Source organism: Macrococcus capreoli (assembly GCF_025628935.1).
Classification (GTDB): domain Bacteria; phylum Bacillota; class Bacilli; order Staphylococcales; family Staphylococcaceae; genus Macrococcoides; species Macrococcoides capreoli.
In genome coordinates this window covers 61,779-87,112 of record NZ_JAOTIS010000005.1, presented here as the reverse complement: position 1 = coordinate 87,112, position 25,334 = coordinate 61,779, and the positions used below count along the sequence as shown (strand labels likewise).

Genomic DNA, 25,334 nt, shown 5'->3' with positions numbered 1-25,334 from the left:
TGGACACCTCAATTTAATATTCTAGTGACAGTATATATATCACCAAGTTGTTTAATTTTATCTACGACACGCATCAGTTCGTTCACATTTTTAACCATAATACTAATATTGATTTTAGCATTTTTATCAATATCTGCTTTACCGATAACTTGTGTCAATGTAGTCTTCGTCGCATTGACTGCCTGTAATACTTCATTTAATAATCCGAGGCGATCATATGCAGTGATTTCAAGATCAACTTGATACGTTTTATTTTCAGATGCTTTAACCCACTCTACATCGATGATACGTTCAGTTTCGTTAATAATATTTGGACACTCTGCACGGTGCACTTTCACACCATGGCCTTTTGTGATATAACCGAGGATTTCATCGCCCGGTATAGGATTACAACATTTCGATAATTTAATCAGCATGTTATCCATGCCTTCAACATAAACACCAGTTTCTGTTTGGATATCTCGCTTCACATTTAACGTTTTATTGACTTCCTGAACTTGATTTAAACGTTGTTCTTTTTCTTTTATGCGATAGCGCTCCGTTAATTTGTTAACAACAGCTGAAGCAGTTAAACCACCAAACCCAACAGCTGCATACACATCATCAATCGTTGAAAAATTATATTTATCAATTACTACTGATATATTTTCTTCAACCATGATGTCATCCATATTAATATGTTGTTCTTTAAATTCAGCTTCGATCATGAATTTACCTTTTTCAACATTGCTTGAACGATCCTGCTTTTTAAAGAAGCTTTTAATTTTACTTTTAGCGCTAGCTGATTTACATATCTTTAACCAGTCGCGACTTGGTCCATATGAATGTTTAGATGTACGTATTTCAATAATATCGCCGGTTTGTAACACATAATCAATCGGCACAATCTTCCCATTGACTTTAGCACCGATCATTTTGTTACCGACTTCACTATGTACAGCATATGCAAAGTCTATCGGTACAGCACCAATTGGTAATTCAACAACATCGCTTTCTGGTGTAAAGACGTAAACTTTATCAGATTGCAAATCGTATTTCAATGATTCCATAAATGCTTCTGCGTCAGGAGACGTTGAATCCGTTTCTTCAATTTCTTTCATCCAGCTCATCTTACTTAAGCTTTTCGCTTCATCTGGATTGACTAACGTCTTTCCTTCTTTATAGGCCCAGTGTGCTGCTACCCCATGTTCTGCAATTTCATGCATTTCATGTGTTCTGATTTGTATTTCAAGCGGATCACCATTTGGTCCTACTACTGTAGTATGTAATGACTGATACATATTCGGTTTCGGCATCGCAATATAATCTTTAAATCGACCTGGCATGGGCTTCCATAATGTATGCACAAGTCCTAATACTGCATAACAATCTTTAATAGAATCAACAATGATTCTGATAGCTAATAAATCAAAGATTTGATCGAAATGTTTCTTTTGTTTAACCATTTTGCGATAAATACTATAAATATGCTTAGGTCGACCTGTAATATCGCCTTCAATACCTGTTATCATCATTTCTTTACGAATATTTTCAATTGCATTTTCAATATAAGCTTCACGTTCACTACGTTTCTTCTTCATTAAATGAACGATTCTAAAATATTGAATACTATCAATATAGCGCAATGAGATATCTTCCAGTTCCCATTTAATTGTGTTAATCCCTAATCGATGCGCTAATGGAGAATAAATTTCTAACGTTTCTTTAGCAATACGGACTTGTTTTTCATGCGGCATCGCTTTTAACGTACGCATATTATGTAATCTATCTGCTAATTTTACGAGGATGACACGCACATCTTTTGCGATAGCAATAAATAACTTGCGGTGATTCTCAGCTTGTTGTTCGGCTTTTGAACGATATTTTACTTTTTCTAATTTCGTTACACCATCAACTATGTACGCGACTTCTTCATTAAACATTGCCTTTAAATCTTCATAAGTATAAGGCGTGTCCTCCACAACATCATGCAGAAATCCAGCGACAATCGTCGGACCATCTAATTTCATTTCTGCTAATATACCAGCCACTTGAATCGGATGCATAATATAAGGTAAACCATTTTTTCTGAACTGACCTGTGTGCGCTTTCTCGGCAAGTTGATAGCTTTTTACAACGAATTGATAGTCCTCTTCTGATAAATACGCTTTCGTCATTGCAAGGACATCGTCTTTTGTATAAGGATATTCATTGTTCATTCTATCACCACCTCTTTTTATAATGTATTAATAATACTATATTATCACGTATTTTTAAATGAAATATAAAAAAGACTGAGTCAATTTATTGCAACTCAATCTTTTTTACAAATATTTCACTATTCTGCGTCATATTCTACTAATGTTAATACGTCATAGCCTTTTAATTTTTCCATACCATTTAAATATTTTAAATCGATGATAAATGCAATACCAGCTACAATACCACCAAGCTGTTCGATTAATTTAATTGTCGCTTCAATCGTCCCACCTGTTGCGAGTAAATCATCTGTAATTAATACACGTTGTCCCGGTTTAATCGCATCTTTATGCATCGTTAAGACGTTACTACCATATTCTAAATCATATTCGTAACGAATCACTTCACGTGGTAATTTACCTTCTTTACGTACTGGTGCGAAACCGATACCCATTGCATAAGCGACTGGACAACCGATAATAAATCCGCGTGCTTCAGGTCCTACGACGATATCAATTTGTTTTTCTTTTGCAAATGCAACAATTTGATCAGTAGCATATGAATACGCTTCTCCATTGTCCATTAATGTTGTAATATCTTTAAAGCTGATGCCTGCTTTCGGCCAATCTTTCACTTCTGCAATATACTTTTTTAAATCCATTGATGTGCCTCCATGGTCTATTCATTTTTTTAATGATTATCTGAAGTAATGTGTGCTTTCAATTGTTCAAGTGTAGAGAACAAGAAAGTTTGTTCTAACTTTAATGCATTTAATCTTTTTAAATAGCTTTCTGATGACTGAATATCTGCTTTTTGAATTGTTGGATTTAACTGATATGTTAAATCAGACTGGTGAATAAAGTTTAAATCTTTATATACCGATAACATAAAGAGCAGCGTTTCAGGTTTAACCTTAAGCAGGTCAATAAGATATCCACCGTCAGCTTTTAAATCAATTGTCGGTTTCATTTTAAAACATTTAAACAACACTTTGAATTTCTCTAAACTTGGCATACCTTCAAAGAAGATTTGGTTTTTTTTATGGAAAATAAAATATACCGTATCTGCATCGATTGCGTCAAATGTTTTTTTGAAATTATCAAAAGAGTCAGGAATGTCTCTAAACACTATTTTATCATGACCGGATACGAATTCGCCATAATAATAATAAAATTCGTTAAGTTTAGGCTGACTTGGGTGAATTACATAGGCCACTTGTTCATCTTTCAAAAATGCAAACTTACGCGGATGCGTATTCCGAAAATCAATAAATTTTACAGCTTCTGATTGCATTGACTGAACAATCATTTGTGGCGACACATTACCATTCCATTCGTTTAACTGTAAAGTTCCAGCTAAATTAACTTGTGTTCCTACCGTAAATTCATTGATTAATTCACCTTGTTGCCACATTAAACAATTTAAATCTGACATCGTCTTAAACTTTAAATGTGCTGCATTTTGTCCTATTTGCTTAATTTCACTAATAGTTTGATTAAATATGCCTAAACACGGAGCTGGAAAGTCTGTTCCAAAAGGTCGAAGCAGCGTTAAATCACTGATGTTCTTTACGGTAATATCATTCATTTCAATCACTGCATCAATACTCAGTTGAGGAACGATTGGTTCTCCTTGCAATATTTCTTCTAAATAAAGATTAATACGACGTTCGAGCTGCTCAATATGATCAATTGGTAAAGTCATCCCTGCTGCCATATGGTGTCCACCAAACTTTGTGATTAATTCACGTGCTTGATCCAGACTTTCGTACATCGATATTTGTTCGACACTACGTGCTGAACCTTTTGCATAATCATTAACATAATCTATGTTTAACACGATGGTTGGTAAATGATATTTTTCTACGATACGACTTGCAACGATACCGACGACGCCTTCGTTCCAGTTTTCTTTTGCAAGTACTAGAAAGCGATTCCCATTATTAATTTTTTCTTCTGCTTCTATCATTGCTTCTTCAGTAATTGTGTCGACGATGGCCTTTCGCTCATCATTAAAGGCATCCACTTGTTCAGCAATCCATTCCGCTTCTTCAGGATCATCTAATTGTAATAATTCTGCAGCGATTCGCGCATCATCTAATCGTCCGACTGCATTTAATCTCGGACCTATAATAAAACCTATCGTTTCTTCATTCACTTCGCCGCTAAATTTAGCCTGTTTTAATAGTGCTGCTATGCCAACAGGTGGTGTGTCATTTAATATCGTTAGTCCGCGCTTTACCAATGCTCTGTTTTCTCCAGTCATCGATACAAGGTCACTAATCGTACCAATCGTAACAAACGGTAAATAGTTTACGTTTGGTTCACCCAACAGTGCATGACTCACTTTATAAGCAACACCGACGCCAGCTAAATGTTGAAATGGATAGTTGCCTTCTGGATGCATCGGATGAATAATAGCAAATGCATTCGGTAACGTTTGACCAATTTCATGGTGATCCGTAATAATGACGTCCATTCCCAGTTCATTTGCCACATCAATTTCATGATGACCTTGTATACCATTATCCACTGTAATAATGAGCTTTACGCCCTCATCTGCAGCTTGTCGGAAAGCCTCTTCATTTGGTCCGTATCCTTCTGTAAAGCGGTTTGGAATATACCATCCGACCGTTGCGCCCAACGATTGTAATGTCTTTACAAGTACAGTCACACTCGTTACACCATCTGCATCATAATCACCATACACGAGTATTGGCTCTGCATGATCAATTGCAGATTTTATACGCGTCACAGCTTTCTCCATGTCAAATAGAAGGTAAGGATCGTGAATCTTACCTTCTGAGAATATATCATTGAGCTGTTCTTCTGTAATAATATTGCGGCTACTTAATATTTTTTGATTGATACTAGAGATTTTATATTTTTTTATCAAGTCATCAGGAATTGTTTGTTCTATCCTGGACACTTGCCATTTCATTTTGTTCATAACAATCCCCCTACAATCTAGCATTATACATGAAGGCATTCATTTTAGAAAATGAATGCCTTCAAATTAACTTACTTTTTTATCTAATTTTTTGATAACATCATAATAAATATTAATTGCAGTAAATATCGACTCTTTATCGTATTTCATTTCGGGATGATGTAAACCGTGATTCATGTTACAACCAATGCCAAGCATCGTTGTTTTAATTTCAGGTAATGCGTGTGAATACGTGTGAAAATCTTCGGCTCCTGGCGTAACGATCGTTTCTATATATTCGTGTTGTTGTTCTCGTAAAACTTCAGATAAGATATTTTTTGCTTCATCGCTAATATCTGCTGCAACTGTATTACTCGTATAATAATATTTCAGCGTGCAGTCATATTGTCCACGAACTGTTTCACATATCTTATCAATATTATGTTGTAACGATGCCATCGTATTGTTATACTGGGCACGAACATCAAATACACAATTGACAGTACCAGGAATCGTATTATGTGTACCCCCTAATGTTTCAATCGTTGTCATTTTCACAGAATAAGAGCGGTCATTTACATCGTTTAAACCTTTAATTTGTTGATTTAAATCCATTGCAATATCAATACTATTAATCGATTCCCAAGGACGACCAGCATGACCTTCTGTCGTTGTAATATCTACATGAAGCGTCGCACTCGCACCATGTTGAATACTACTTGAGAATTCATTCCCTTTTAATTCATTTTTCGGGCGCACATGCATTCCAAACATATATTCAACATTATCTAATATATCATGTTCTAATACATATTTTGCACCGCTTCCCGCTTCTTCAGCCGGCTGAAAAATAAATAATAAATTATATTTCGGTTTATAATTCGTAATCTTTAATTTAAACAATAAACCGATTAACGTTGTCATATGCGCATCATGACCACATGCGTGGATTACCTTTAAACCATCATCAAAATTATACGGCAATGCATCAATATCACTTCTAAATGCGATTGTCTTATCGATTTCGCCTGGTACTTTAATATAAAGTCCAGTTTTGTTAAAACGCTGCACATCGAACTCATCTTTAAATAATTTCTCGATATACTTTGTTGTTTTTTCCTCATCCCAGCTTACTTCTGCTCTTAAATTCAATTCACGATTAATATCCAATATCTTGTCATGAAAATCCGTATTGTCCATGCTTATCCCCTTTTATTTTTAGCTTTATCCTGATTATTTGCTTTATTGTTTTTATTATATAAATTAATTATTATTTTTTTACATTACACTTCAAATTGTTTTACTGTTAGCTTTGCTAATACATTTGTGTCAATTTGAATCCCTAATCCTGCACCATTACCTAAATCGACATAAGGAATATTGTATGTCAAATCACCAATATCCTGGCTAAATAATAACGGCCCAGTCAGCTCAGTAGTTTTCACGTTTTCAAGCGCCATCGCTGTGTGATATCCTGCAGCACTGCCTATAGATGACTCAACCATTGATCCAATTTGACATTCTATGCCTAAAGCTTCTGCAATGTGTATAAGTTTCACAGCATTATGAATGCCGCCACACTTCATTAATTTCACATTTAATAAATTAAAATGCGGTGTCTTTAAACGTACTAAATCATCAACATCTTTAATCATTTCATCAGCCATTAAACTCACATTCATATGGTCATATAAATACTTCATGCCATCCATATCGTTGTATTTTAGGGGTTGTTCAATCCATTTTAACTTTGGATCATGAATCGAACTAAATGCCTGTACGATTGCTTTCGGATTTGACCACGCTTGATTACAATCAACACGTATTTCTGCATCTGTATCTTTAATATAATCCAGAATCTGTTTCAGCTTCTGAATATCATCATTAATATTGTCTCCTAATTTAACTTTAATCACTTTATAACCTGATGCTAGTAAAGTATCGATATCTTTTCTTGTTGCTTCAATTGATTTTACGCTTAAGACTTTAGCATAATCCAATCGTTCAACAGTTTTCCCGCCGAGCAACTGATACACTGGAAGATTGGCATGCTTTCCTAATATATCATACAGCGCAATATCAATACTTGCTTTCAACTCTGGATTACCTAATATTAATGTATTTATATATTGGTGCATTGATTCTATGTTTAAAGGATCTTGCCCAATTAGTTTTGGTGCTATCCATTGCAGGTTAGCATAAATTCCTTCCGCACTTTCACCCGTTACATGTTCATCTGCAACACCTTCGCCATATCCGACGATACCAGCATCCGTATGCATTTCAACAATTACTGAATGCATACAATGATACGTTGCATAATTGATAACGAACGGTTCAATTAAAGGAAGTTCAATATAATACCCAACAATTTTTGTTATTTTCATATTACCCCTCCTGAAATACAGTTATGTATATCATAATAAAAATTGAGTGAAATTTGTGCATTTTACGTAAAAAAAAGAAAAATCATGTATAGACATGATTTTTCTTTTGACATTCAGCTTATACGTATATCTTTTCATCATTTGCTTTCTTTTCTTCATAAACAGTTAAACGGCCACCATTTGCTTTCAACTGACGTTTCTTTAAAATACCCCAAAGTGGTACTGCGATAAAGATAGAACTGAATACACCTGAAATTAATCCAACAAATAATGCAAGCGTAAAGTTAAAGATGCTTGCAGCACCTAATAACATTAATGCAACAACTACGATAATTACTGTCAATACTGTATTGATTGAACGTGTCAATGTTTGACGGATTGAGCTGTTAACGATGTTGTCGATTTGTTCCGGTGAAGTAATCACTTTCATCTTCTGTAAGTTCTCACGTACACGGTCGAATGTTACGATTGTATCATTAATTGAATAACCGATGATCGTAAGAATAGCTGCAATAAATGTTACATCCACTTCAATTCTAAAGATACTAAAGAATGCAATGATTAAAAATGCATCATGTAATAATGAAAGTACAGACGTTAACCCCATTCTCCATTCAAATCGGAATGTCACATAAATGATAATTCCAATTGATGCATAAATCACTGATTTAATCGCATTTTTCGCTAATTCTTTACCAATTTCACTTGAAACGGTATTCACATTTGGCTCATGGCCATATGCTTTCGTAAATGTCGATTTTAAATCTTTAATTTCATTTTTCGTTAATGGATCTTTAAACTGAATTACACCCATTTTATTAGATTCTGAATTGATAACGATATTGTCTGTTTCTAATCCAATCGATTTTAATTGTTGCTTCACATTATCTGCTTTTAATACTTGCTCACTTTTCACATCAACGCGTGAACCAGATTTGAAATCAATACCTAAATTTAATCCCATCATCGCAAGGATGATACTACCAATAATAATAGATGCAAGCGATGCTGCGAGTAATGGTTTTGCTAATTTCACAAAATTGATACGATCCCAGCGTGTTTTTAAGTCATATACGTCGATACCTTCAGAAATATTGTGACGTTTCTTATTGCTAACGCCAAAGAAACTAAATTTATTATCAAAGAAACCTGAATTCACCGCTAAACTTAATAATAAACGTGTAAAGAATACTTGCGTCACAAAGATCATAATAATACCTAATAATAACATCGTGGCAAATCCTTTAACACTGCTAGTTCCAAAGAAGAATAGTACTAGAGCTGCAAGAACTGTCGTAAGGTTGGCATCAAGAATCGTTAAGAATGATGAATTTGATCCTTTCTTAAACGCTTGCTTCACACTGCGTCCAATTTTCAGTTCATCTTTTATGCGTTCATACATGATAATATTTGCATCGACTGCCATACCGACACCTAATACTAATGCGGCAATTCCTGGTAATGTCAGGACACCGTGTATCATATTAAATGCAATCATCGTTAACCATACATAAGCTGATAATGAAATCACGGCTAATATACCTGGTAATCGGTAGTAAATAATCATAAAGATAAAGATAATCCCTACACCGATGGCAGAAGCTAACATTGTATTATGTAATGCATCTTGACCAAACTGTGCACCAACTGACGTAGAATATACTTCTGTTAATTTCACTGGTAATGATCCTGAATTTAATAAATCAGCAATTTTCTTTGCTCGAAGTAATCCTTCTTCACCTTTAAATCCACCTGAAATTTCTACGTTTTGTGAGTTAATTTCTTGTGCTACACCCGCTGCACTTACGTATTTTGGTTGTTTGCCTTCTTGCTCTTTTTTCACTTCTTTTTTATAGCTGTCTTTACCTTCTTCAAAGTCCATCCAGATAACCATAATATTTGGGTTTTGCTTTGAAATTTTTCGTGTCACATCAGCAAACTTCTTCGCTGATTTTAACTTTAATGTAACGACTGGTGCGTTAGAGTTTTGGTCGAAAGCTTGTTTAGCGCCGCCTTGTACTAAATCTTTACCTGACAATAATAATTTATCGTTGGCATCACGTATTGATAAATTCGCACTCGTAGATAAAATTTCACGCGCTTCATTTTGATTCTTTACACCTGCAAGTTGTACACGTATTCTGTCTTGATTCTCGATTTGAATTTTCGGTTCTGATACCCCTAATACGTTGACACGAGATTCTAACGTTTTACTTGTTGCTTTAACTACTTCACTATCAATTTTGTCGCCTTTATCTAGTTTATCAACTTTATAAAGTACTTCAAAACCACCTTGCAAGTCTAATCCAAGGTTTACTTTCTCCAAAATTCCTTTTACTGTTACACCCATAGAACTAAATAATAGAATTGTTAATAACAACAATGCTATTAACCTGCTTCGCTTTTTCACATTTCCACCTCGAAATCAAATTATTGTATGATGGCAAACCATTTATTCAATTATAATATCATAAAGTTAATATTATGATAAATTTACTTCGCTTTTTTGATCGCAAGTTTATCAAATGTCATTTCTGTACCTTTATTGTTCACAATAATTGTCACAAAATTTGTATCTACAGATTTTACTGTCCCTTGTAATCCTCCGATTGTAGCGACTTTATCACCACGTTTTAAATTACGGAGCAGTTCCTGCTGTTCTTTCGTGCGTTTTTGTTGTGGACGTATCATTAAGAAATACGCAACAACTAACAATACGATAAGAGGTAATATTTGTACGATTAATGCTTGCATTTCAGCTGTCATAACGACCTCCTAGAAATTTTTTGGGTTTTCTACATTTAAACCGTATGCTTCAAAGAATTCTTCTTTGAAATCGAGTAAACGGTCGTTACGGATTGCTTCTCTTACTTGTTCCATTAAATTCAGTAAGAAATGTAAGTTATGGATGGTCGTTAAACGAATACCAAACGTTTCGTCTGCTTTAATTAAATGACGAATATAAGCTTTCGTATAATTTTTACAAGTATAGCAATCACAGTTTTCATCTAATGGTGTATAATCACGTTCGTATTTCGCGTTCTTAACAACAACGCGCCCTTTACTTGTCATACACGTTCCATTACGTGCAATACGTGTCGGTAATACACAGTCAAACATATCAATTCCACGAATCGCACCTTCAATTAATGCATCCGGTGATCCTACTCCCATTAAATAACGTGGTTTATCAAATGGCATGAGCGGTGTCGTATGTTCTAACATTCTATACATGACAGGCTTCGGTTCTCCTACAGACAAGCCACCGATTGCATAACCAGGGAAGTCTAATGAAATTAAATCTTTCGCAGATTGTGAACGTAAGTCTTCATATTCACCACCTTGAATAATGCCAAATAATGCTTGGTCTTCAGGTCGTTGATGCGCTTTTAAACATCTTTCCGCCCAGCGACTCGTTCTTTCTATACTTGCTTTTACATATTCATAGGATGCTGGCATAGGTGGACATTCATCAAAAGCCATCATAATGTCAGACCCTAAATCATTTTGAATATGCATCGCTTTTTCTGGGCTTAAGAATAATTTTGAGCCATTTAAATGATGTCTAAAGTGCACACCTTCTTCTTCAATTTTGCGCATATCACTTAAACTGAAGACCTGAAATCCTCCACTATCTGTTAAGATTGGTCGGTCCCAGTTCATAAATTTGTGCAACCCACCCGCTTCTCGAATAATATCACTACCTGGTCTCAACCATAAATGATACGTATTACTCAAAATGATTTTTGCGTTCATTGTCTTTAATTCTTCCGGACTCATCGTTTTTACTGTCGCTTGTGTTCCGACGGGCATAAACATCGGCGTTTCAAAAGAACCATGAGGTGTATGTACGATACCTAATCGTGCACCTGACTGTTTACAAGTTTTTATATGTTCATAAGTTACTGCTGGCATAATAATCTCCTTTAATAAATAAACATTGCATCACCGAAACTAAAGAATCGATATTCTTCTTTTACTGCTTCGTTGTATGCATTTAATATTATTTCTTTTGTCGCTAAGCTAGATACAAGCATAACGAGTGTAGATTTCGGTAAATGAAAATTCGTAATCATCGCATCGATTGCTTTGAACGTATAACCTGGATAAATAAAAATATCTGTCCAGCCACTTTGCGCTTTAAAATGACCAGTATCATCTGCAATTGTTTCAAGTGTACGTGTTGATGTCGTTCCTACAGAAATGATTCGATTGCCATTAGCTCGCGTTTCATTTAATAATTGAGCCGTTTGTTCTGTCATTTCATAATATTCACTATGCATATTATGATCTTCAATTGTATCAACACTGACAGGTCTAAAGGTTCCTAAACCAACGTGTAGTGTAATATAAGTGATGTTCACACCTTTTGCTTCGATCTCATTTAACAATGCTTTAGTAAAATGCAGACCTGCTGTTGGTGCTGCAGCTGAACCTAACGCTTTTGCATAAACCGTTTGATAACGACCCTGATCGTCTAATGTTTCTTTAATATAAGGTGGTAAGGGCATAAGTCCTAGTTCATCTAAACGTTCCTGCAATATGCCGTCGTATTTCAACTGCATAATACGACCACCTTGCTCAAGTGTGTCAACACATGTTGCGATAATCTTACCGTCACCAAATGAAACTTCAGTGCCTATTTGCACACGTTTAGCCGGTTTAATCAATACTTCCCATCCATTTTCGTGTTCTGTTAACATCAACATTTCAATTTTAGCTCCGGTATCACTTTTCACACCAAATAAACGCGCCGGCATAACTTTCGTATCATTTAAAACTAACGTGTCACCCGGATTTAAGTAGTCAATGATTGACTTGAAATGCGTGTGCTTTATTTCCCCGGTCGTTTTATTTAATGCGAGCAACCGGCTTGCTGTACGATCGAGTAAAGGTGTTTGTGCAATAAGTCGCTCTGGTAATTCAAAATCAAATTCATTTACGTCCAAATTTATTTCCTCTTTTCATTATCATACGGTAAATTAAAGTGTTCGTATGCAAGTGGTGTTGCAATACGCCCACGTTGCGTTCTTTCTAAAAAACCTTGTTGAATGAGATACGGTTCATATACATCTTCTAAAGTCATTCGTTCTTCCCCGATAGATACAGCTATCGTATCTAATCCAACAGGACCACCATTGTAACGCTCAATGATAGCTAATAATATTTTATGATCAATATGGTCTAATCCATAGGCATCGACTTGTAATAAGTTTAAAGCGCTAGATGTAATTTCAAAATCAATTTTACCTTCATTTTTCACTTGGGCAAAATCTCTTACTCGTCGCAGTAATCGATTAGCAATACGTGGTGTCCCTCTACTTCTCATTGCAAGTTCCGTAACTGATGCATCATCTATTGCTACATCAAACACATCTGCAGTTCGACTGACGACTTGTGACAAATCTTCTATAGAATAGTAATCCAGTCTTAAATGCACACCGAATCGATCACGTAAAGGGGCAGAAAGGCTGCCTGCTCGAGTTGTCGCACCAATTAAAGTAAATGGTGGCAACTCAATGCGAATACTACGTGCCTCTTCACCTTTACCAACGACGATATCCAGCATAAAGTCTTCCATAGCAGGATATAATACTTCCTCAACAACACGACTCAGTCTATGAATTTCATCGATGAAGAGCACATCTCCAGCATTTAAGCTTGATAATATTGCTGCTAAGTCACCCGGCCGTTCAATTGAAGGGCCTGATGTTGTTCGAATATTGACATCTAACTCATTTGCAACAATTGTTGCAAGTGTTGTCTTACCAAGACCTGGTGGACCATACAGTAGCACATGATCTAATGATTCGTTTCGTAGTTTCGCCGCTTGAATAAAGACATCTAAATTATGTTTAATTTTTTCCTGTCCAATATATTGTGAAAGTTTCGTTGGACGGAGACTTAATTCATCTTGATATTCATCAGCATTTAATAGCGATTCGTCTATTATTCTGTCATCCAATCAATCCAACTCCTTTAAGACACAAGCATTTGAAAGGCACGCTTAACATTTTCATCTACTGTTGCAAGTTGTTCCTGTTTCAATACTTTTTCAACTTTTTGTAATTCACGTTTCGTATAGCCTAAAGCTTCCAATGCGAGTAACGCTTCTGCAATCACTTCAGTTTTCTGTTCAGTTATTTCTTTAAATACGTCCGTTTCATCCGTAATGACAAGCTTACCTTTTAAATCTAGGATTATTTGACGTGCAGTCTTTTTACCGATGCCCGGGAATTTAATTAAATAGCTCTCATTTTCACTCTCAATCGCATTTTTAATTTCACTTGGTGAACTTGAAGCTAATATCGCAAGTGCAGATTTTGGACCAATGCCGGTTACTTTATTAAGTGATAGAAATAATTGCTTTTCTTCAACCGAATCAAACCCATAAAGCGTATGGGCGTCTTCGCGCACAACTAATTGTGTATATAATTTAAAATCTTTCTTAAAATACTTTTGAAATCGATAAGGATTCGGGACTAAACATTCAAAACCAATCCCATTTACACCAACGACTAAATGTGTTGGTAAAATGACTTCTAGTTTACCTTCTAAATACGCGTACATAGTGCCTCCTACAAACTCATACCAAGTAATTGAACATGATTCACATTATCCATTAATTTTATTTTTTCGAGTAACTCATTAATAGTCAAATCCATATTTGTTGCATTTAAAGAAATGGTTATCGTCGTCTTATCTTTAATCGGAATCGTCTGGTGTATTGTTAATACTGAACCATTTTCCGATGCGATAAACTTCAATATTTGACTTAATAAACCGACTGAATCATTAACTTGTATCATCATCGTAATATTACGTTCACGTGTTTTTTCATCTACTGGAAAAATGGTATCTTTATATTTATAAAAAGCACTTCGAGATAAATCGTGCGCTTTTACAGCATCAAAAATCGAAAGTTTTGGATTTTCATCCAGCATATCTTTAATGAGTAGTGTTTTCTTAACGGATTCAGGTAGTACATCTTCACGAATAAGATAAAACTTTTTATTTTGCTCTGACACATTTATCACCTACTACTCTACAAATTCAAATTCACCGCGCATAATACGAACGATATCACCGTTCTTACATCCACGTTCACGTAATGCATCGTCGATACCCATCGTACGCATTTGACGTGCGAAACGACGAACAGAAGCATCACGCGTGAAATCTGTCATTTTGAATAAACGTTCGATTGAGTTACCACTAACGACATATGCGCCATCATCCGCACGTGTAATTTCGAAATGGTCTGCTGATTTTTCATGTTTATACAATACTCGGTGTACAGCAGTATCTTCTTCATCAACATCATAATCCACATCTTTCGTAGCATCTAATAGATCAGCTGCACGATATAATAATGTATCAATATTCTGGTATGTCGCTGCACTTAATTCGATAATTTCAATATCATCACCAATTTGTTTCTTAAATTCAGCTAAATATTCTTCAGCATTTGGCATATCCATTTTATTAGCTACGACGATTTGTGGACGACGCGCTAATTTTTTATTATAGTTTTCTAATTCTTTATTAATTGTTACGTAATCTTCATATGGATCACGACCATCCGTACGTCCCATATCAATAATGTGGATAATGACACGTGTACGTTCTACATGTTTTAAGAACTGATGTCCTAAACCAACGCCTTCAGACGCACCTTCGATTAAACCAGGTAAATCCGCCATAACAAAGCTTCGGTTATCTTTCGTCTGTACAACGCCTAAATTGGGTTTAATCGTTGTAAAGTGATATGCACCGATTTTTGGCTTAGCTTTAGAAACGATTGATAATAATGTCGATTTTCCAACACTCGGGTAACCTACTAAACCAACATCTGCTAATAATTTAAGTTCTAATGCAACTTCTAATTCTTCACCTGGTTCACCATTTTCACAGAAATCAGGTGCCGGATTGCTTGCTGATGCAAATCTTGAATTACCACGACCACCGCGACCACCACGTGCCACGACAGCACTTTGTTCGTGCATTACTAAATCGGCAATAATTTCGCCAGTTTCAGCATTTTTGATGATAGTGCCAGGTGGTACTTTAAGAATTAAATCTTTTGCGCCACGACCATGCATGTTACTCGTTTGCCCGTTTTCACCTTTTTCAGCTTTAAACATACGTTGGAAGCGGAAATCAAGTAATGTACGTAGTCCTTCGTCTACCTGGAAGATGATTGACGCCCCTTTACCTCCGTCTCCACCTGCTGGTCCACCTAATGGTACATATTTCTCACGACGATATGCAACGATTCCATTACCACCATCACCTGCTTTTAAATTAATCTTGACCTGATCTATAAACATATAAACACCTCTTATTTTATTATTTCTAATTTGTATTCAATTATTTCTGTCGTCGCAATGATCATATTGGGCAGTAAATACTGCGTATCAATAATTTCACCGGTTAATGCGAGCATACATTCAATCGTTTGTTCATTTTCAAACAAACTTAATGTTAAGAGTGACTTTGTAGCAACACGTTTCTCAAAATCTTTGACACACACATCGATAAAGGATGTAAGCACACTATCATTAAGTCCAATTGCACTGGTTAAAAGCTCAATTTCAAACGTCCAATCAAACAATTTATTTTCAAGTACTGTATCAATATAATAATGAATTGCATTTGGACAATTTAATTTTAAAAATTGTTGTTCATCCCTAAATTGCATTGTTATACGACGCGCAAAATGTCTTGCCTTATCAACTTGTCCTAACGAAAAATAAGCTTCTAACAACTGCAATTGGTTGGCTATATCATGTTTCGTCTTATAGTACGTCTCTATATTATGCATTAAATCACCTTTTATCATTATACCATGTAAACATCATTTGTACGACTGACGTGAACAAAAAAAGAAAAGCACTGGATAAACATCCAGTGCTTTATTGACATTATTTTGCTTCAGCGTATACTGAAACTTTCTTTTTATCGCGTCCGAAACGCTCAAATTTAACAACGCCATCGATTTTAGCAAATAAAGTATCATCGCCACCACGACCTACGTTTTCACCTGGATAAATTTTAGTACCGCGTTGACGGTATAAAATTGAACCACCTGTTACGAATTGACCATCAGCACGTTTAGCACCTAAACGTTTTGATTCAGAGTCACGTCCGTTACGTGTAGAACCTACCCCTTTTTTCGATGCGAAGAATTGTAAGTTTAATTTTAACATGAGTTACACCTCACTTATAGTTTAATTTAATATATTGTCCGTATTCTGCTTCTATCGTTTGTAATGACACGAGCATTGATTGAATGATTAATTGTGCTTCTTTATTGTTTAAATCTAAGATTCTCGCAGTAAAGTAGCCACCATCATCCGCATAATCAATATCCGGTCTTTCATCTGTCAAACCAATGACTGCGTTCATACTACCAAAGACGACAGCGGATGCGCCAGCACAAACAAGATCTTGTCCATGAGGTGCACTATCGGCATGCCCTTCCATAGTAAACTCGGTCACTTGACCTTCTTCATTTACTAAGATAGTAACGTTAATCATTACGCGTTAATCGCTTCGATAACTAATTTAGTGTAAGGTTGACGATGACCTTGTTTACGTTTGTAGTTCTTTTTAGGTTTGTATTTGAATACAGTAATCTTTTTACCGCGACCGTGTTTTTCAACTTTAGCTGTAACAGTAGCACCTTCAACTACAGGTGAACCAATCTTAACTGAATCTCCACCAACCATTAATACTTGATCAAACGTAAATGTTGAACCTGCTTCTGCGTCTAATTTCTCAACCCAGATTTCTTGACCTTGCTCAACTTTTAATTGTTTTCCACCAGTTTCAATAATTGCAAACATACTTGCACCTCCTATTTTATTTAAGTCACGCCATCTTTAGGTGGATTACTCACTTTAAACCCAAAGTTGTGCGGTTGTATGTAGCTTCTGAAACTACTCAACTTCAATATAATATCATTTCCACAGTTTGCCGTCAATATTTATTTAGCATACTTATCCAGCAATTTTAATATTAACGGAAATATTAATAAAATAAGCACTAAATTAATGATCAATGCCGGGATGACATGAGTCCATAAAAATAAGAAATAATTAATATGCACGATGCCTAACACTGCAAAGGTAATGTAATAAAAATGTTCAAATAGGAAAATGAATCCTAAAAATAAAACAATCATCATTTTTAAATCTTTATAAAATACTTTAAACAATTGATTCATTAAAAGTATGGCGATGATAAATCCAAATAAGTGTACTCCATAAATTGTATTAAAGTAAATATCTGAAATCATCCCGAATAATATACCAAGGATTAATGCAATTTTTGGATTTTTATAAACCGTAATGATTAGCAAATACATCAGTAGCAAATGCGACTTAAAGAAATAATCCATTCCAAAGATTGTCACAGGCCACGCTGTGTTGATGAGTGAATCGATATAAAACAAAATGAGCGCTAGCAGTGGAATCATTACTAACTGCATTATTCGCCACTTCCTTCAAACGTCATCACTTTAGGACTTTTTTTCGCGATATAGACTTGATTCAAATCTTTAATGTCAGCTTTTGTTTCAACATAAGCAATTTGACTTAATCCAAACTCATCATTTTCTACTTTTTTAACTTCTCCGATTAAAATACCTTTCGGGAACTGACCGCCAAGTCCACTCGTTACAACTTTTGTCCCGATTTTAACTTTTACGTTATTATTAATATCTGAGAGCACGAGCAAATTCTTGCTTTCATCAAAATGATCAATCATACCAAAGATATCCTGACCTTCTTGTTGTAAAGTAACACTGATTTTACTTGTTTTAATACTTGATGTAATTAGTTCAACTTGCGAAGAATAACTATTCACTTTTTTAATACGTCCTACTAAACCTTCTGTTGTCATCACAGCCATATTTTCTTTCAATCCAGATGACTTCCCTTTATTAATAATAAATGTGTTCATCCATTGATCTTGATTTCTGGCAATAATTGTTGAAATCACAGGTGCGTATTCCGCAATACTATCTGTTTTTAATGCATTTTTTAATTCCTGATTTTCTTTTTGAAGGCGATAATTATCTGCTTCAATTTGAGCGAATCCTTTAATTTTTTCTTTTAGTTTTTTATTTTCTTCATTGGCATGCCACATATCGATTAAATTATTAATATTGCCATTGATAAACATAGCAGGATACGAGACTACACGTTGTCCAGCTGCTGTTGAATCTCCTACGAATGATTCAACAGTTGAAGTCTCTCGCTCTCTTAATGAAAAGCCGATGCATACCATAAAAATAATTAATCCAAAGAGGAAAAATACTAACTTGTTTCTTTTATAAAAATTGGGCAAACTTAACACCTCGTTCAATTGACTTTAATATATTATACGATACCATATTTATGCTTTAACTTGAGAATTTTTTGTACATTTTCTTCAATAATTTTGCGATCAATCTTTCCAGTTTCGACTTGTACTTTAAGATATTGAATTTGCGACTTGATATCCCCGATATCTGAACCGATGAGTAACATCGTTTCACCTGCGTTTAACGCTTGCGTGAGCGCTGCTTCACGAGAATAACTATTTTTAATTGCACCCATTGCTAAATCATCTGTAATTACAATGCCATTATATTTCATTTGCTTTTGTAAAAGTGATTGAATCATTTTAGGACTTAGTGAGCTTGGATGCGTTGCATCAATGTCAGGGAATAATATATGACTGACCATAATCATGTCAATATTTTGCGCAATCGCCGCTTTAAATGGCATCAATTCCTTCTTTTGTAACTGTTCGAGTGTTAGATTGCTGACTGGTAGCGTATCATGACTATCAACAAAAGTATCACCATGCCCAGGAAAGTGTTTCGCACTTGTGATTATCTGTTGTTCATTAATCCCTTTGTTAAAAGGCAAACCATATCGAATTACATCTTGTGATGTTTGCCCAAAACTACGATCGCCGATAACTTTATTGCCAGGATTACTCCAAATATCGAGTGAAGGTGCAAAATCAACATTAAATCCTAATCGTTTTAAGTTCTTACCGATAAATGCACCACTTTGATAAGCATGGTCGGTACTTCCAGATAACCCAATTTGGTAAGCTGATTCTATATTCGGGATATTGGATGGCAGACGATTCACCCTTCCACCTTCCTGATCGACTGCGATAAACATCGGAATAGACTGGGCATTTGACTGAATTGTTTCATTTAATGTTTTAACTTCTTCAGACCCCGCAATATTATTTGCAAACATTAATACGCCACCTATATTAAGGTCATTATATTGTGCTAATGTTTCATTATAAGAAGTACCTTGAAAACCTAAAATAAAAAGCTGTGCGATTTTTTCTTCAAGTGTCAGTTGATCTGCTATCACTTGAATCATTGCGACATTTTTTATTGGTTTGACTGAAAATGTTCGAGGTGATTGTTCGTATTTGATAGGTTGATGACATGATGATAATAGTAGAACTGTTATAGAAAAAATCAAAAAAGAAATTAATTTGTTTATATTTAAAGGCAAAAAAACACATCCAATTCATTTCTGTTTATGTATTTACCGTATTCATTATAAACAAATTCAAGAAAAAAACAAAATGATGGGAGAAATTGAGCTGATACGATATATATTTTTTCAGTTGAGTTGAGGAGATTCATTGCCGGTATTTTTAGTTTACCGGCAATCATTTTGTAAAATGGCTGTTAATTCTGGATTCATTGCCGGTATTTTTAATTTACCGGCAATCATTTTGTGAAATGGCTGTTAATTCTGGATTCATTGCCGGTATTTTTGATTTACCGGCAATCATTTTGTAAAATGACTGTTAATTCTGGATTCATTGCCGTTATTTTTGATTTACCGGCAATGAGCATCAATCTATGTGTGCCGCAAACAAACCAAACAAAAAAGAAGATATGAAATTCATTCATACCTTCTCTTTTATAAACGGCGTCTCATGAGCAGACGCCTGATAATCTTCGACAAATCTTTCAAAATCAAAGATCGATTTTTCAGCTTTGTCTCCAGTTTCCTTGCGTCTGAACGCTCATTCGTCAGCCTCTCTTATTAATACTGATTTCTGTCTTTCATTTGTATATTTTGCTGACGTTCTGCCAACGCTTTATATAAATCCGCCTCATTTTGAAATACAGTGACTTGTCGTTCGCCAAATCGATACATGATATAATCGTTGCCACGCAGTCCAATTAAATACGTATCGTTATATCCCATCAAAGACAATCCCGATACATCCATAAACTCTTGTTTATCCATAAAGTTAAATACATTTCTTACTTGTGATAACGGAATATTCTGGAACAAAGCATTATCTTCAAGTGTATAACTTTTCCCGTTCGTCACTGTCGTTGCATTAGAATTACTTGTCGGATGCTGCGTGAACGGATTATTCTGTACAATTAAATATATCATTATTGCAATAATAATAAGTAATGTTAATTTAATTAATCTTTTTATTAATCTAAACATAAAATCCCCTACCTTCAAAATCTATTGTATATCGTTTGAAGGTAAATGACATCCGTCCTGAGATTGATTACGTAACATAATATAAAAAGCAACATCCTCATTTTCAATTTGTTCAGAAAATGTATCTGTAATAACAAACCCATATTTTTTATACAATGCAATTGCACGATTATTAAATACTGCAACGGTCAGCCTGAATTGATGATAATCCGCATAATAATCAAATATTAATTCTAGCAACGTGCGGCCATATCCTTGTCCAATAAATGATGGATTAAGCGCAAAGCCAATATCTATCATATCTGGGTCTATTTCATAATCATCGTGCATCCGTGCACTTTCTCCATCACAAAAGAACCCAAATATAACACCATCTTTCATGACCGTTTGATAATGACCGTTTAGAAACGTTTCAATGACATACGGATCTTCGTTTATATTGTAAAATTCATAACCAGAACCAAAGTCCCACCGACTAATCAATTCAGCAGTTGGACGGTCCATCGGTATCACTTTATACATTGACTATCGCCTCATTTTACACCTGATTGTAATGCATACATTTTAGCATAAACTTGGCCTAGTTGTATTAATGTATCATGCGTACCACGTTCTATGATATGACCTTTATCCAGCACAATAATTTCATTTGCATGTTTAATCGTTGATAAACGATGCGCAATAATAAATGTCGTTCGACCTTCTTTTAATACATCCATCGCTTGTTGTATAACCGCTTCTGTTTCGCTATCGATACTTGCAGTCGCTTCATCTAATATTAGTATTTTAGGATTAAACGCTAACGCACGCGCAAAACTAATCAATTGGCGTTGACCACTCGATAATGTTGCCCCTTTTTCTACGACTGGTGTATCGATTCCGTTCTCCAAAGATTGGAGTACACGATTCCCACCAACACGTTCTAACGCTTGAATTGCCATTTCACGCGTAATTCTCGGATCATTTAATGTAATATTGGATAGAATCGTTCCCGTATATAAATATGGGTCTTGTAATACAATTCCCATATGTCGACGCATTGACTGCTTCGTTACAGTTGAAGTATCAACACCATCAATGGTCACTCTACCTGTTGTCGGGTCATAAAACCTAAATAATAAATTCATAATTGAACTTTTACCTGATCCTGTATGACCGACTAAACCAATCGTATCACCAGGGCGCGCATCAATATTGATATGTTGTAATACGAGCTCGTCTGGTTTATATCCAAATGAAACATCTTCAAACTTTACATGACCAAGACAATGATCCAGCGTTTGTTGTTCTTGTATTTCAGCTGGTTCATCCAGCATTTCAAATACACGATTACTCGATACTCGCGCTTGTTCTAATACACTTAATTGATTGACCATATTAAACATTGGATTAAATAATCGTGTTAAATAATCTACTAATATATACATCATCCCAGCCGTAAGTGCCAGTTGTTCATTTAAAAATGATTGTCCAAATATATATATCATTATAAGGAACACAAAAGAACGAATCGTTCCCATTAAATTATGACTTGTTAAAGAATCAAGTTGAATAATCTTGCTATAATTCTTCAAATATTCATCATTTAGCGCATTGAATTCTGATTGTATTTTCGCTTCCTGATTGAACGATTGAATAATTGTCATACCATTTATCGACTCATTTAGCATGGCATTCATATCACTATTACGTTCACGCACGATATTATTATACTGGTCACTTATTTTTCGGTAAATGACTAGCCATGTAAACAATAACGGTACAACAATTAATGCCAATAAACCAATTTTGACATTAAAATAAAAAATGACTGCAATAATCCCTAAAATATTTGTAATACCTGAAATATATGTCGGTAACATTACCGTAAATAATTCCAGAATTGTTTGTGTATCATTTGTAATACGCGCAACAACTTTTCCAGCAGGTAAATTATCAAAAAATTTAATAGGTAATTGCTGAATATGGCTAAATAACTTTGTTCTTAAATGTTTAATGACATTTGAACCCGCTGTTTGAAAGAATAATGTTTGATAATAACTTAATATCGCATAAACAATCGCGATAACAAAATAAATTGCTAGTAACACCAATATTGGCTGCATATTGATGAGACCTTCTTTCGCTGTCTTAATATGATGGTCAATAATATACATACCAATGACAGGTCCAATCAATTCCATCACAACGGCCAGTAATAAAATAATAAACCCGATAAGAAATAATCGTTTCTCTTTTTTCGCTTCTATAAATAAACGTTTCGTAGTAGACACTATGCATCCCCTCCTAACTGTTGACGATCAAATTGAGACTTATACCAACCATCCTGCATTAAAAGTGCTTCATGTGTACCACGTTCAATAATTTCACCTCTATCTAATACAACAATTAAATCAGCATGTTGTACGGCTGATAAACGATGGGTTGAAATGATTGTCGTTTTTCCTTTTCTGGATGTTTGAATGTTGTCGATAATTGCGGTTTCAGTTTTCGCATCCACTGCAGACAATGAATCATCCAGAATCAATATATCCGGATTTTTAATCATCGCACGTGCAATTGAAATACGTTGTTTTTGACCTCCGGAAATCGCAATCCCTTTTTCACCCACTAATGTTTCCAGCCCTTGTGGCAATCGTTCAACGTCCTGTTCGAAATTTGCAAGACGTATCGCTTCATTAATTTCCGCATCCGTCGCATTGTCTTTCCCGAATTTAATATTTTCTTTTACTGTTCTTGAAAATAATATATTTTCTTGAGAAACGTAGCCAATTTTATTTCTTACTTCAACTTTCGATAAATCTTTTACACTGAAATTACCAATTTTAATATTACCGTTCCCCATCGGATATTCCTTTAAAATCTGCTTAATTAATGTTGTCTTACCGCAACCTGTCGGGCCGACAATACCAAGTGTTTCACCGACTTTAATTTCAATCGAAACATCCTTTAAGTTCACTGTTTCACTTGTTGGATATTGAAATGTAACAGCATCAAATGATACATGATGATCGCTTGGTACGAATGTATCGATAGGATCCTCCATCGTATCTTCTGTAGTTAAAGTCGCCATGACACGATCTAAAGATGCGTTTCCACGCTGCATAATATTAAATAATAATCCAATCGCAAACATTGGCCATACGAGCATATTCAAATACACATTAAATGAAATCAGCTCACCTACAGTTATTTCACCCTGGTTCACTAAATAACTGCCATAACCTAAACCAATCATAAAACTTAATGAAGTGACGATAATTGTAATAGGTTTAAATAAAGCATCTAATTTCTCAACATGAATAAATTTATTCACTACTTCTGTAGTCATCGCTTTAAAATTGTTATCAAGGTGCTTTTCCTGAGCAAAAGCACGTGTTACACGTACCCCTTCAATGGACTCTAATACGCTGTCATTCATCTCACCAAATGCATCTTGACTTACTGTGTAACGTTCATGAATCATCTTACCTAAACGTTGTTCGATATATGCTAACAGCGGCAACGGAATCAATGCTACAAGCGTCAACTTCCATGAAATCGCAATAGCCATTGTAGCGATGATGGTTATCATATACGTTGTACTATCGACCAGCGTCAATATCCCAAAGCCAACAGTTTGTCTTATTGCACTCAAATCATTTGTCGCTTTTGCCATTAAATCGCCTGTTCTATTTTTTTCGTAAAAACCTGGACTCATCGTTAAAAACTTTGCCATCATTTTTTTACGCATAATACTTTCAAGCAACTGCGAACCATTGAATAATAAATATCGCCATAAATAATTAATAAAGTAACTTAAAATAAGCGTTACTGAAAAAACAATTAATATCCAGTGAAAACGATCTAATGTCAATGATTTTAAATTAACATAATCAATCGTTTTTCCGATAAGCCATGGTGGTATTATTTCTGTTACATTGGCACATAATAATAACAGTACTGCTAATAGATAGCGTTTCTTTTCCTGTTTAAAGAACCATCCTAATTTAAATAGCACACTTAACATTTGTCACACTCCTCATTTCACTCATAAAAAAATACACATACTCATAGAATGAGCATGTGCACATTTTTGAGTGGGTATTCTCCCACAAACAATTGAATAAACAAAACCATTAAAGTTATATCATAACAACTAACTTTAATCGTCTATCCATTTATCTCATCGTATGCAGGAGGAAAATATAAACTTTGTAAAACATCATAATCATATTGTCGTAAGTTAATCATTGTATTTTCCTCCTTTCTTTAATCGTTGACTTAATCATAAATTAATCTTCTGAAAATTTCAATAGTTCAAATAAATAAATTTCGTTTTACGAATAGATTTTACATTAAATTT

24 protein-coding genes and 1 other annotated feature are annotated in these 25,334 nt (G+C 34.8%); all 24 genes read right to left on the bottom strand.

All coding sequences use genetic code 11. From position 1 onward, the window contains the following. Positions 1-8: 8 nt before the first annotated feature. The 24 genes from OCL94_RS05250 to OCL94_RS05135 all read right to left on the bottom strand — a co-directional run bounded on the left by OCL94_RS05250 (position 9) and on the right by OCL94_RS05135 (position 24,998). Positions 9-2,198 carry a RelA/SpoT family protein gene (locus OCL94_RS05250; protein WP_262995300.1) on the bottom strand — a complete coding sequence of 730 codons (2,190 nt, stop codon included), beginning with the start codon at positions 2,196-2,198 and terminating at the stop codon, positions 9-11. 119 nt (positions 2,199-2,317) lie between these two features. Further along, a complete protein-coding gene (locus OCL94_RS05245) occupies positions 2,318-2,839 on the bottom strand; it encodes an adenine phosphoribosyltransferase (RefSeq protein ID WP_262995298.1) in 522 nt (173 codons plus the stop codon). Between the two features lie 29 nt (positions 2,840-2,868). Then, positions 2,869-5,127: a single-stranded-DNA-specific exonuclease RecJ gene (gene recJ / locus OCL94_RS05240; RefSeq protein WP_262995296.1), complete on the bottom strand. Its 2,259-nt coding sequence runs from the start codon at positions 5,125-5,127 to the stop codon at positions 2,869-2,871. Positions 5,128-5,193: 66 nt separating this feature from the next. After that, complete coding sequence (locus tag OCL94_RS05235; RefSeq protein ID WP_262995293.1) at positions 5,194-6,306, bottom strand: amidohydrolase; 1,113 nt, start codon at positions 6,304-6,306, stop codon at positions 5,194-5,196. 83 nt (positions 6,307-6,389) lie between these two features. Beyond that, a complete protein-coding gene (locus OCL94_RS05230; protein WP_262995291.1) occupies positions 6,390-7,493 on the bottom strand; it encodes a mandelate racemase/muconate lactonizing enzyme family protein in 1,104 nt (367 codons plus the stop codon). Between the two features lie 118 nt (positions 7,494-7,611). Continuing rightward, the gene (gene secDF / locus OCL94_RS05225; protein ID WP_262995289.1) at positions 7,612-9,903 is read right to left on the bottom strand and encodes a protein translocase subunit SecDF; all 2,292 of its coding nucleotides are present in this window, start codon (positions 9,901-9,903) and stop codon (positions 7,612-7,614) included. An 83-nt stretch (positions 9,904-9,986) separates the two neighbouring features. Then, complete coding sequence (gene yajC, locus OCL94_RS05220) at positions 9,987-10,259, bottom strand: preprotein translocase subunit YajC (RefSeq protein WP_411268478.1); 273 nt, start codon at positions 10,257-10,259, stop codon at positions 9,987-9,989. A 9-nt stretch (positions 10,260-10,268) separates the two neighbouring features. Further along, a complete protein-coding gene (tgt, locus tag OCL94_RS05215; RefSeq protein WP_262995287.1) occupies positions 10,269-11,408 on the bottom strand; it encodes a tRNA guanosine(34) transglycosylase Tgt in 1,140 nt (379 codons plus the stop codon). 11 nt (positions 11,409-11,419) lie between these two features. After that, positions 11,420-12,442, bottom strand: a complete 1,023-nt coding sequence (gene queA / locus OCL94_RS05210) for a tRNA preQ1(34) S-adenosylmethionine ribosyltransferase-isomerase QueA (RefSeq protein WP_262995285.1) — start codon at positions 12,440-12,442, stop codon at positions 11,420-11,422. A 2-nt stretch (positions 12,443-12,444) separates the two neighbouring features. Beyond that, positions 12,445-13,458 (bottom strand): Holliday junction branch migration DNA helicase RuvB, encoded by a 1,014-nt coding sequence (ruvB, locus tag OCL94_RS05205; RefSeq protein WP_262995283.1) that lies wholly within the window; start codon positions 13,456-13,458, stop codon positions 12,445-12,447. 14 nt (positions 13,459-13,472) lie between these two features. After that, complete coding sequence (ruvA, locus tag OCL94_RS05200) at positions 13,473-14,063, bottom strand: Holliday junction branch migration protein RuvA (RefSeq protein WP_262995281.1); 591 nt, start codon at positions 14,061-14,063, stop codon at positions 13,473-13,475. 8 nt (positions 14,064-14,071) lie between these two features. Continuing rightward, entirely contained in the window at positions 14,072-14,521 is a 450-nt protein-coding gene (locus tag OCL94_RS05195) for an ACT domain-containing protein (protein WP_262995279.1), read from the bottom strand. Positions 14,522-14,533: 12 nt separating this feature from the next. Next, on the bottom strand, positions 14,534-15,823 hold the full coding sequence (gene obgE / locus OCL94_RS05190) for a GTPase ObgE (protein ID WP_262995277.1): 1,290 nt from the start codon (positions 15,821-15,823) through the stop codon (positions 14,534-14,536). 11 nt (positions 15,824-15,834) lie between these two features. Beyond that, positions 15,835-16,317, bottom strand: coding sequence for a Spo0B domain-containing protein (locus OCL94_RS05185; protein WP_262995274.1), 483 nt, complete (start codon positions 16,315-16,317; stop codon positions 15,835-15,837). Between the two features lie 100 nt (positions 16,318-16,417). Next, positions 16,418-16,702: a 50S ribosomal protein L27 gene (gene rpmA / locus OCL94_RS05180; protein ID WP_096076260.1), complete on the bottom strand. Its 285-nt coding sequence runs from the start codon at positions 16,700-16,702 to the stop codon at positions 16,418-16,420. A gap of 10 nt (positions 16,703-16,712) precedes the next feature. Further along, on the bottom strand, positions 16,713-17,033 hold the full coding sequence (locus tag OCL94_RS05175) for a ribosomal-processing cysteine protease Prp (protein WP_262995271.1): 321 nt from the start codon (positions 17,031-17,033) through the stop codon (positions 16,713-16,715). Then, the gene (gene rplU / locus OCL94_RS05170) at positions 17,033-17,341 is read right to left on the bottom strand and encodes a 50S ribosomal protein L21 (RefSeq protein WP_233680445.1); all 309 of its coding nucleotides are present in this window, start codon (positions 17,339-17,341) and stop codon (positions 17,033-17,035) included. Before rplU ends, OCL94_RS05175 begins: the two co-directional genes overlap by 1 nt. A 13-nt stretch (positions 17,342-17,354) precedes the next feature. Continuing rightward, positions 17,355-17,427 (bottom strand) — a sequence feature (ribosomal protein L21 leader region). A gap of 54 nt (positions 17,428-17,481) precedes the next feature. After that, entirely contained in the window at positions 17,482-17,985 is a 504-nt protein-coding gene (mreD, locus tag OCL94_RS05165) for a rod shape-determining protein MreD (protein ID WP_262995268.1), read from the bottom strand. After that, positions 17,985-18,854 carry a rod shape-determining protein MreC gene (gene mreC / locus OCL94_RS05160; protein ID WP_317618543.1) on the bottom strand — a complete coding sequence of 290 codons (870 nt, stop codon included), beginning with the start codon at positions 18,852-18,854 and terminating at the stop codon, positions 17,985-17,987. The genes mreD and mreC overlap by 1 nt, the downstream gene beginning before the upstream one ends. A gap of 23 nt (positions 18,855-18,877) precedes the next feature. Next, positions 18,878-19,888 (bottom strand): glycoside hydrolase family 3 N-terminal domain-containing protein, encoded by a 1,011-nt coding sequence (locus OCL94_RS05155; RefSeq protein WP_262995264.1) that lies wholly within the window; start codon positions 19,886-19,888, stop codon positions 18,878-18,880. Between the two features lie 681 nt (positions 19,889-20,569). Further along, positions 20,570-20,989 (bottom strand): DUF4930 family protein, encoded by a 420-nt coding sequence (locus OCL94_RS05150; protein WP_262995262.1) that lies wholly within the window; start codon positions 20,987-20,989, stop codon positions 20,570-20,572. Between the two features lie 21 nt (positions 20,990-21,010). Further along, positions 21,011-21,511 (bottom strand): GNAT family N-acetyltransferase, encoded by a 501-nt coding sequence (locus OCL94_RS05145; RefSeq protein ID WP_262995260.1) that lies wholly within the window; start codon positions 21,509-21,511, stop codon positions 21,011-21,013. Positions 21,512-21,522: 11 nt separating this feature from the next. Beyond that, complete coding sequence (locus OCL94_RS05140) at positions 21,523-23,262, bottom strand: ABC transporter ATP-binding protein (protein ID WP_262995258.1); 1,740 nt, start codon at positions 23,260-23,262, stop codon at positions 21,523-21,525. Next, positions 23,262-24,998, bottom strand: a complete 1,737-nt coding sequence (locus OCL94_RS05135; RefSeq protein ID WP_262995256.1) for an ABC transporter ATP-binding protein — start codon at positions 24,996-24,998, stop codon at positions 23,262-23,264. Before OCL94_RS05135 ends, OCL94_RS05140 begins: the two co-directional genes overlap by 1 nt. Positions 24,999-25,334: the final 336 nt, after the last annotated feature.

Excerpts from the sequence above, each read along its gene's own strand:
- OCL94_RS05155 (WP_262995264.1), bottom strand. The coding sequence starts at position 19,888 with ATGATTCAAGTGATAGCAGATCAACTGACACTTGAAGAAAAAATCGCA.
- OCL94_RS05150 (WP_262995262.1), bottom strand. The coding sequence starts at position 20,989 with ATGTTTAGATTAATAAAAAGATTAATTAAATTAACATTACTTATTATT.
- recJ (WP_262995296.1), bottom strand. The coding sequence starts at position 5,127 with ATGAACAAAATGAAATGGCAAGTGTCCAGGATAGAACAAACAATTCCT.
- mreD (WP_262995268.1), bottom strand. The coding sequence starts at position 17,985 with ATGCAGTTAGTAATGATTCCACTGCTAGCGCTCATTTTGTTTTATATC.
- OCL94_RS05245 (WP_262995298.1), bottom strand. The coding sequence starts at position 2,839 with ATGGATTTAAAAAAGTATATTGCAGAAGTGAAAGATTGGCCGAAAGCA.
- rpmA (WP_096076260.1), bottom strand. The coding sequence starts at position 16,702 with ATGTTAAAATTAAACTTACAATTCTTCGCATCGAAAAAAGGGGTAGGT.
- OCL94_RS05175 (WP_262995271.1), bottom strand. The coding sequence starts at position 17,033 with ATGATTAACGTTACTATCTTAGTAAATGAAGAAGGTCAAGTGACCGAG.
- OCL94_RS05185 (WP_262995274.1), bottom strand. The coding sequence starts at position 16,317 with ATGCATAATATAGAGACGTACTATAAGACGAAACATGATATAGCCAAC.
- tgt (WP_262995287.1), bottom strand. The coding sequence starts at position 11,408 with ATGCCAGCAGTAACTTATGAACATATAAAAACTTGTAAACAGTCAGGT.
- obgE (WP_262995277.1), bottom strand. The coding sequence starts at position 15,823 with ATGTTTATAGATCAGGTCAAGATTAATTTAAAAGCAGGTGATGGTGGT.
- OCL94_RS05250 (WP_262995300.1), bottom strand. The coding sequence starts at position 2,198 with ATGAACAATGAATATCCTTATACAAAAGACGATGTCCTTGCAATGACG.
- OCL94_RS05235 (WP_262995293.1), bottom strand. The coding sequence starts at position 6,306 with ATGGACAATACGGATTTTCATGACAAGATATTGGATATTAATCGTGAA.
- OCL94_RS05135 (WP_262995256.1), bottom strand. The coding sequence starts at position 24,998 with ATGTTAAGTGTGCTATTTAAATTAGGATGGTTCTTTAAACAGGAAAAG.
- rplU (WP_233680445.1), bottom strand. The coding sequence starts at position 17,341 with ATGTTTGCAATTATTGAAACTGGTGGAAAACAATTAAAAGTTGAGCAA.
- OCL94_RS05145 (WP_262995260.1), bottom strand. The coding sequence starts at position 21,511 with ATGTATAAAGTGATACCGATGGACCGTCCAACTGCTGAATTGATTAGT.
- yajC (WP_411268478.1), bottom strand. The coding sequence starts at position 10,259 with ATGACAGCTGAAATGCAAGCATTAATCGTACAAATATTACCTCTTATC.
- ruvA (WP_262995281.1), bottom strand. The coding sequence starts at position 14,063 with ATGTACGCGTATTTAGAAGGTAAACTAGAAGTCATTTTACCAACACAT.
- OCL94_RS05230 (WP_262995291.1), bottom strand. The coding sequence starts at position 7,493 with ATGAAAATAACAAAAATTGTTGGGTATTATATTGAACTTCCTTTAATT.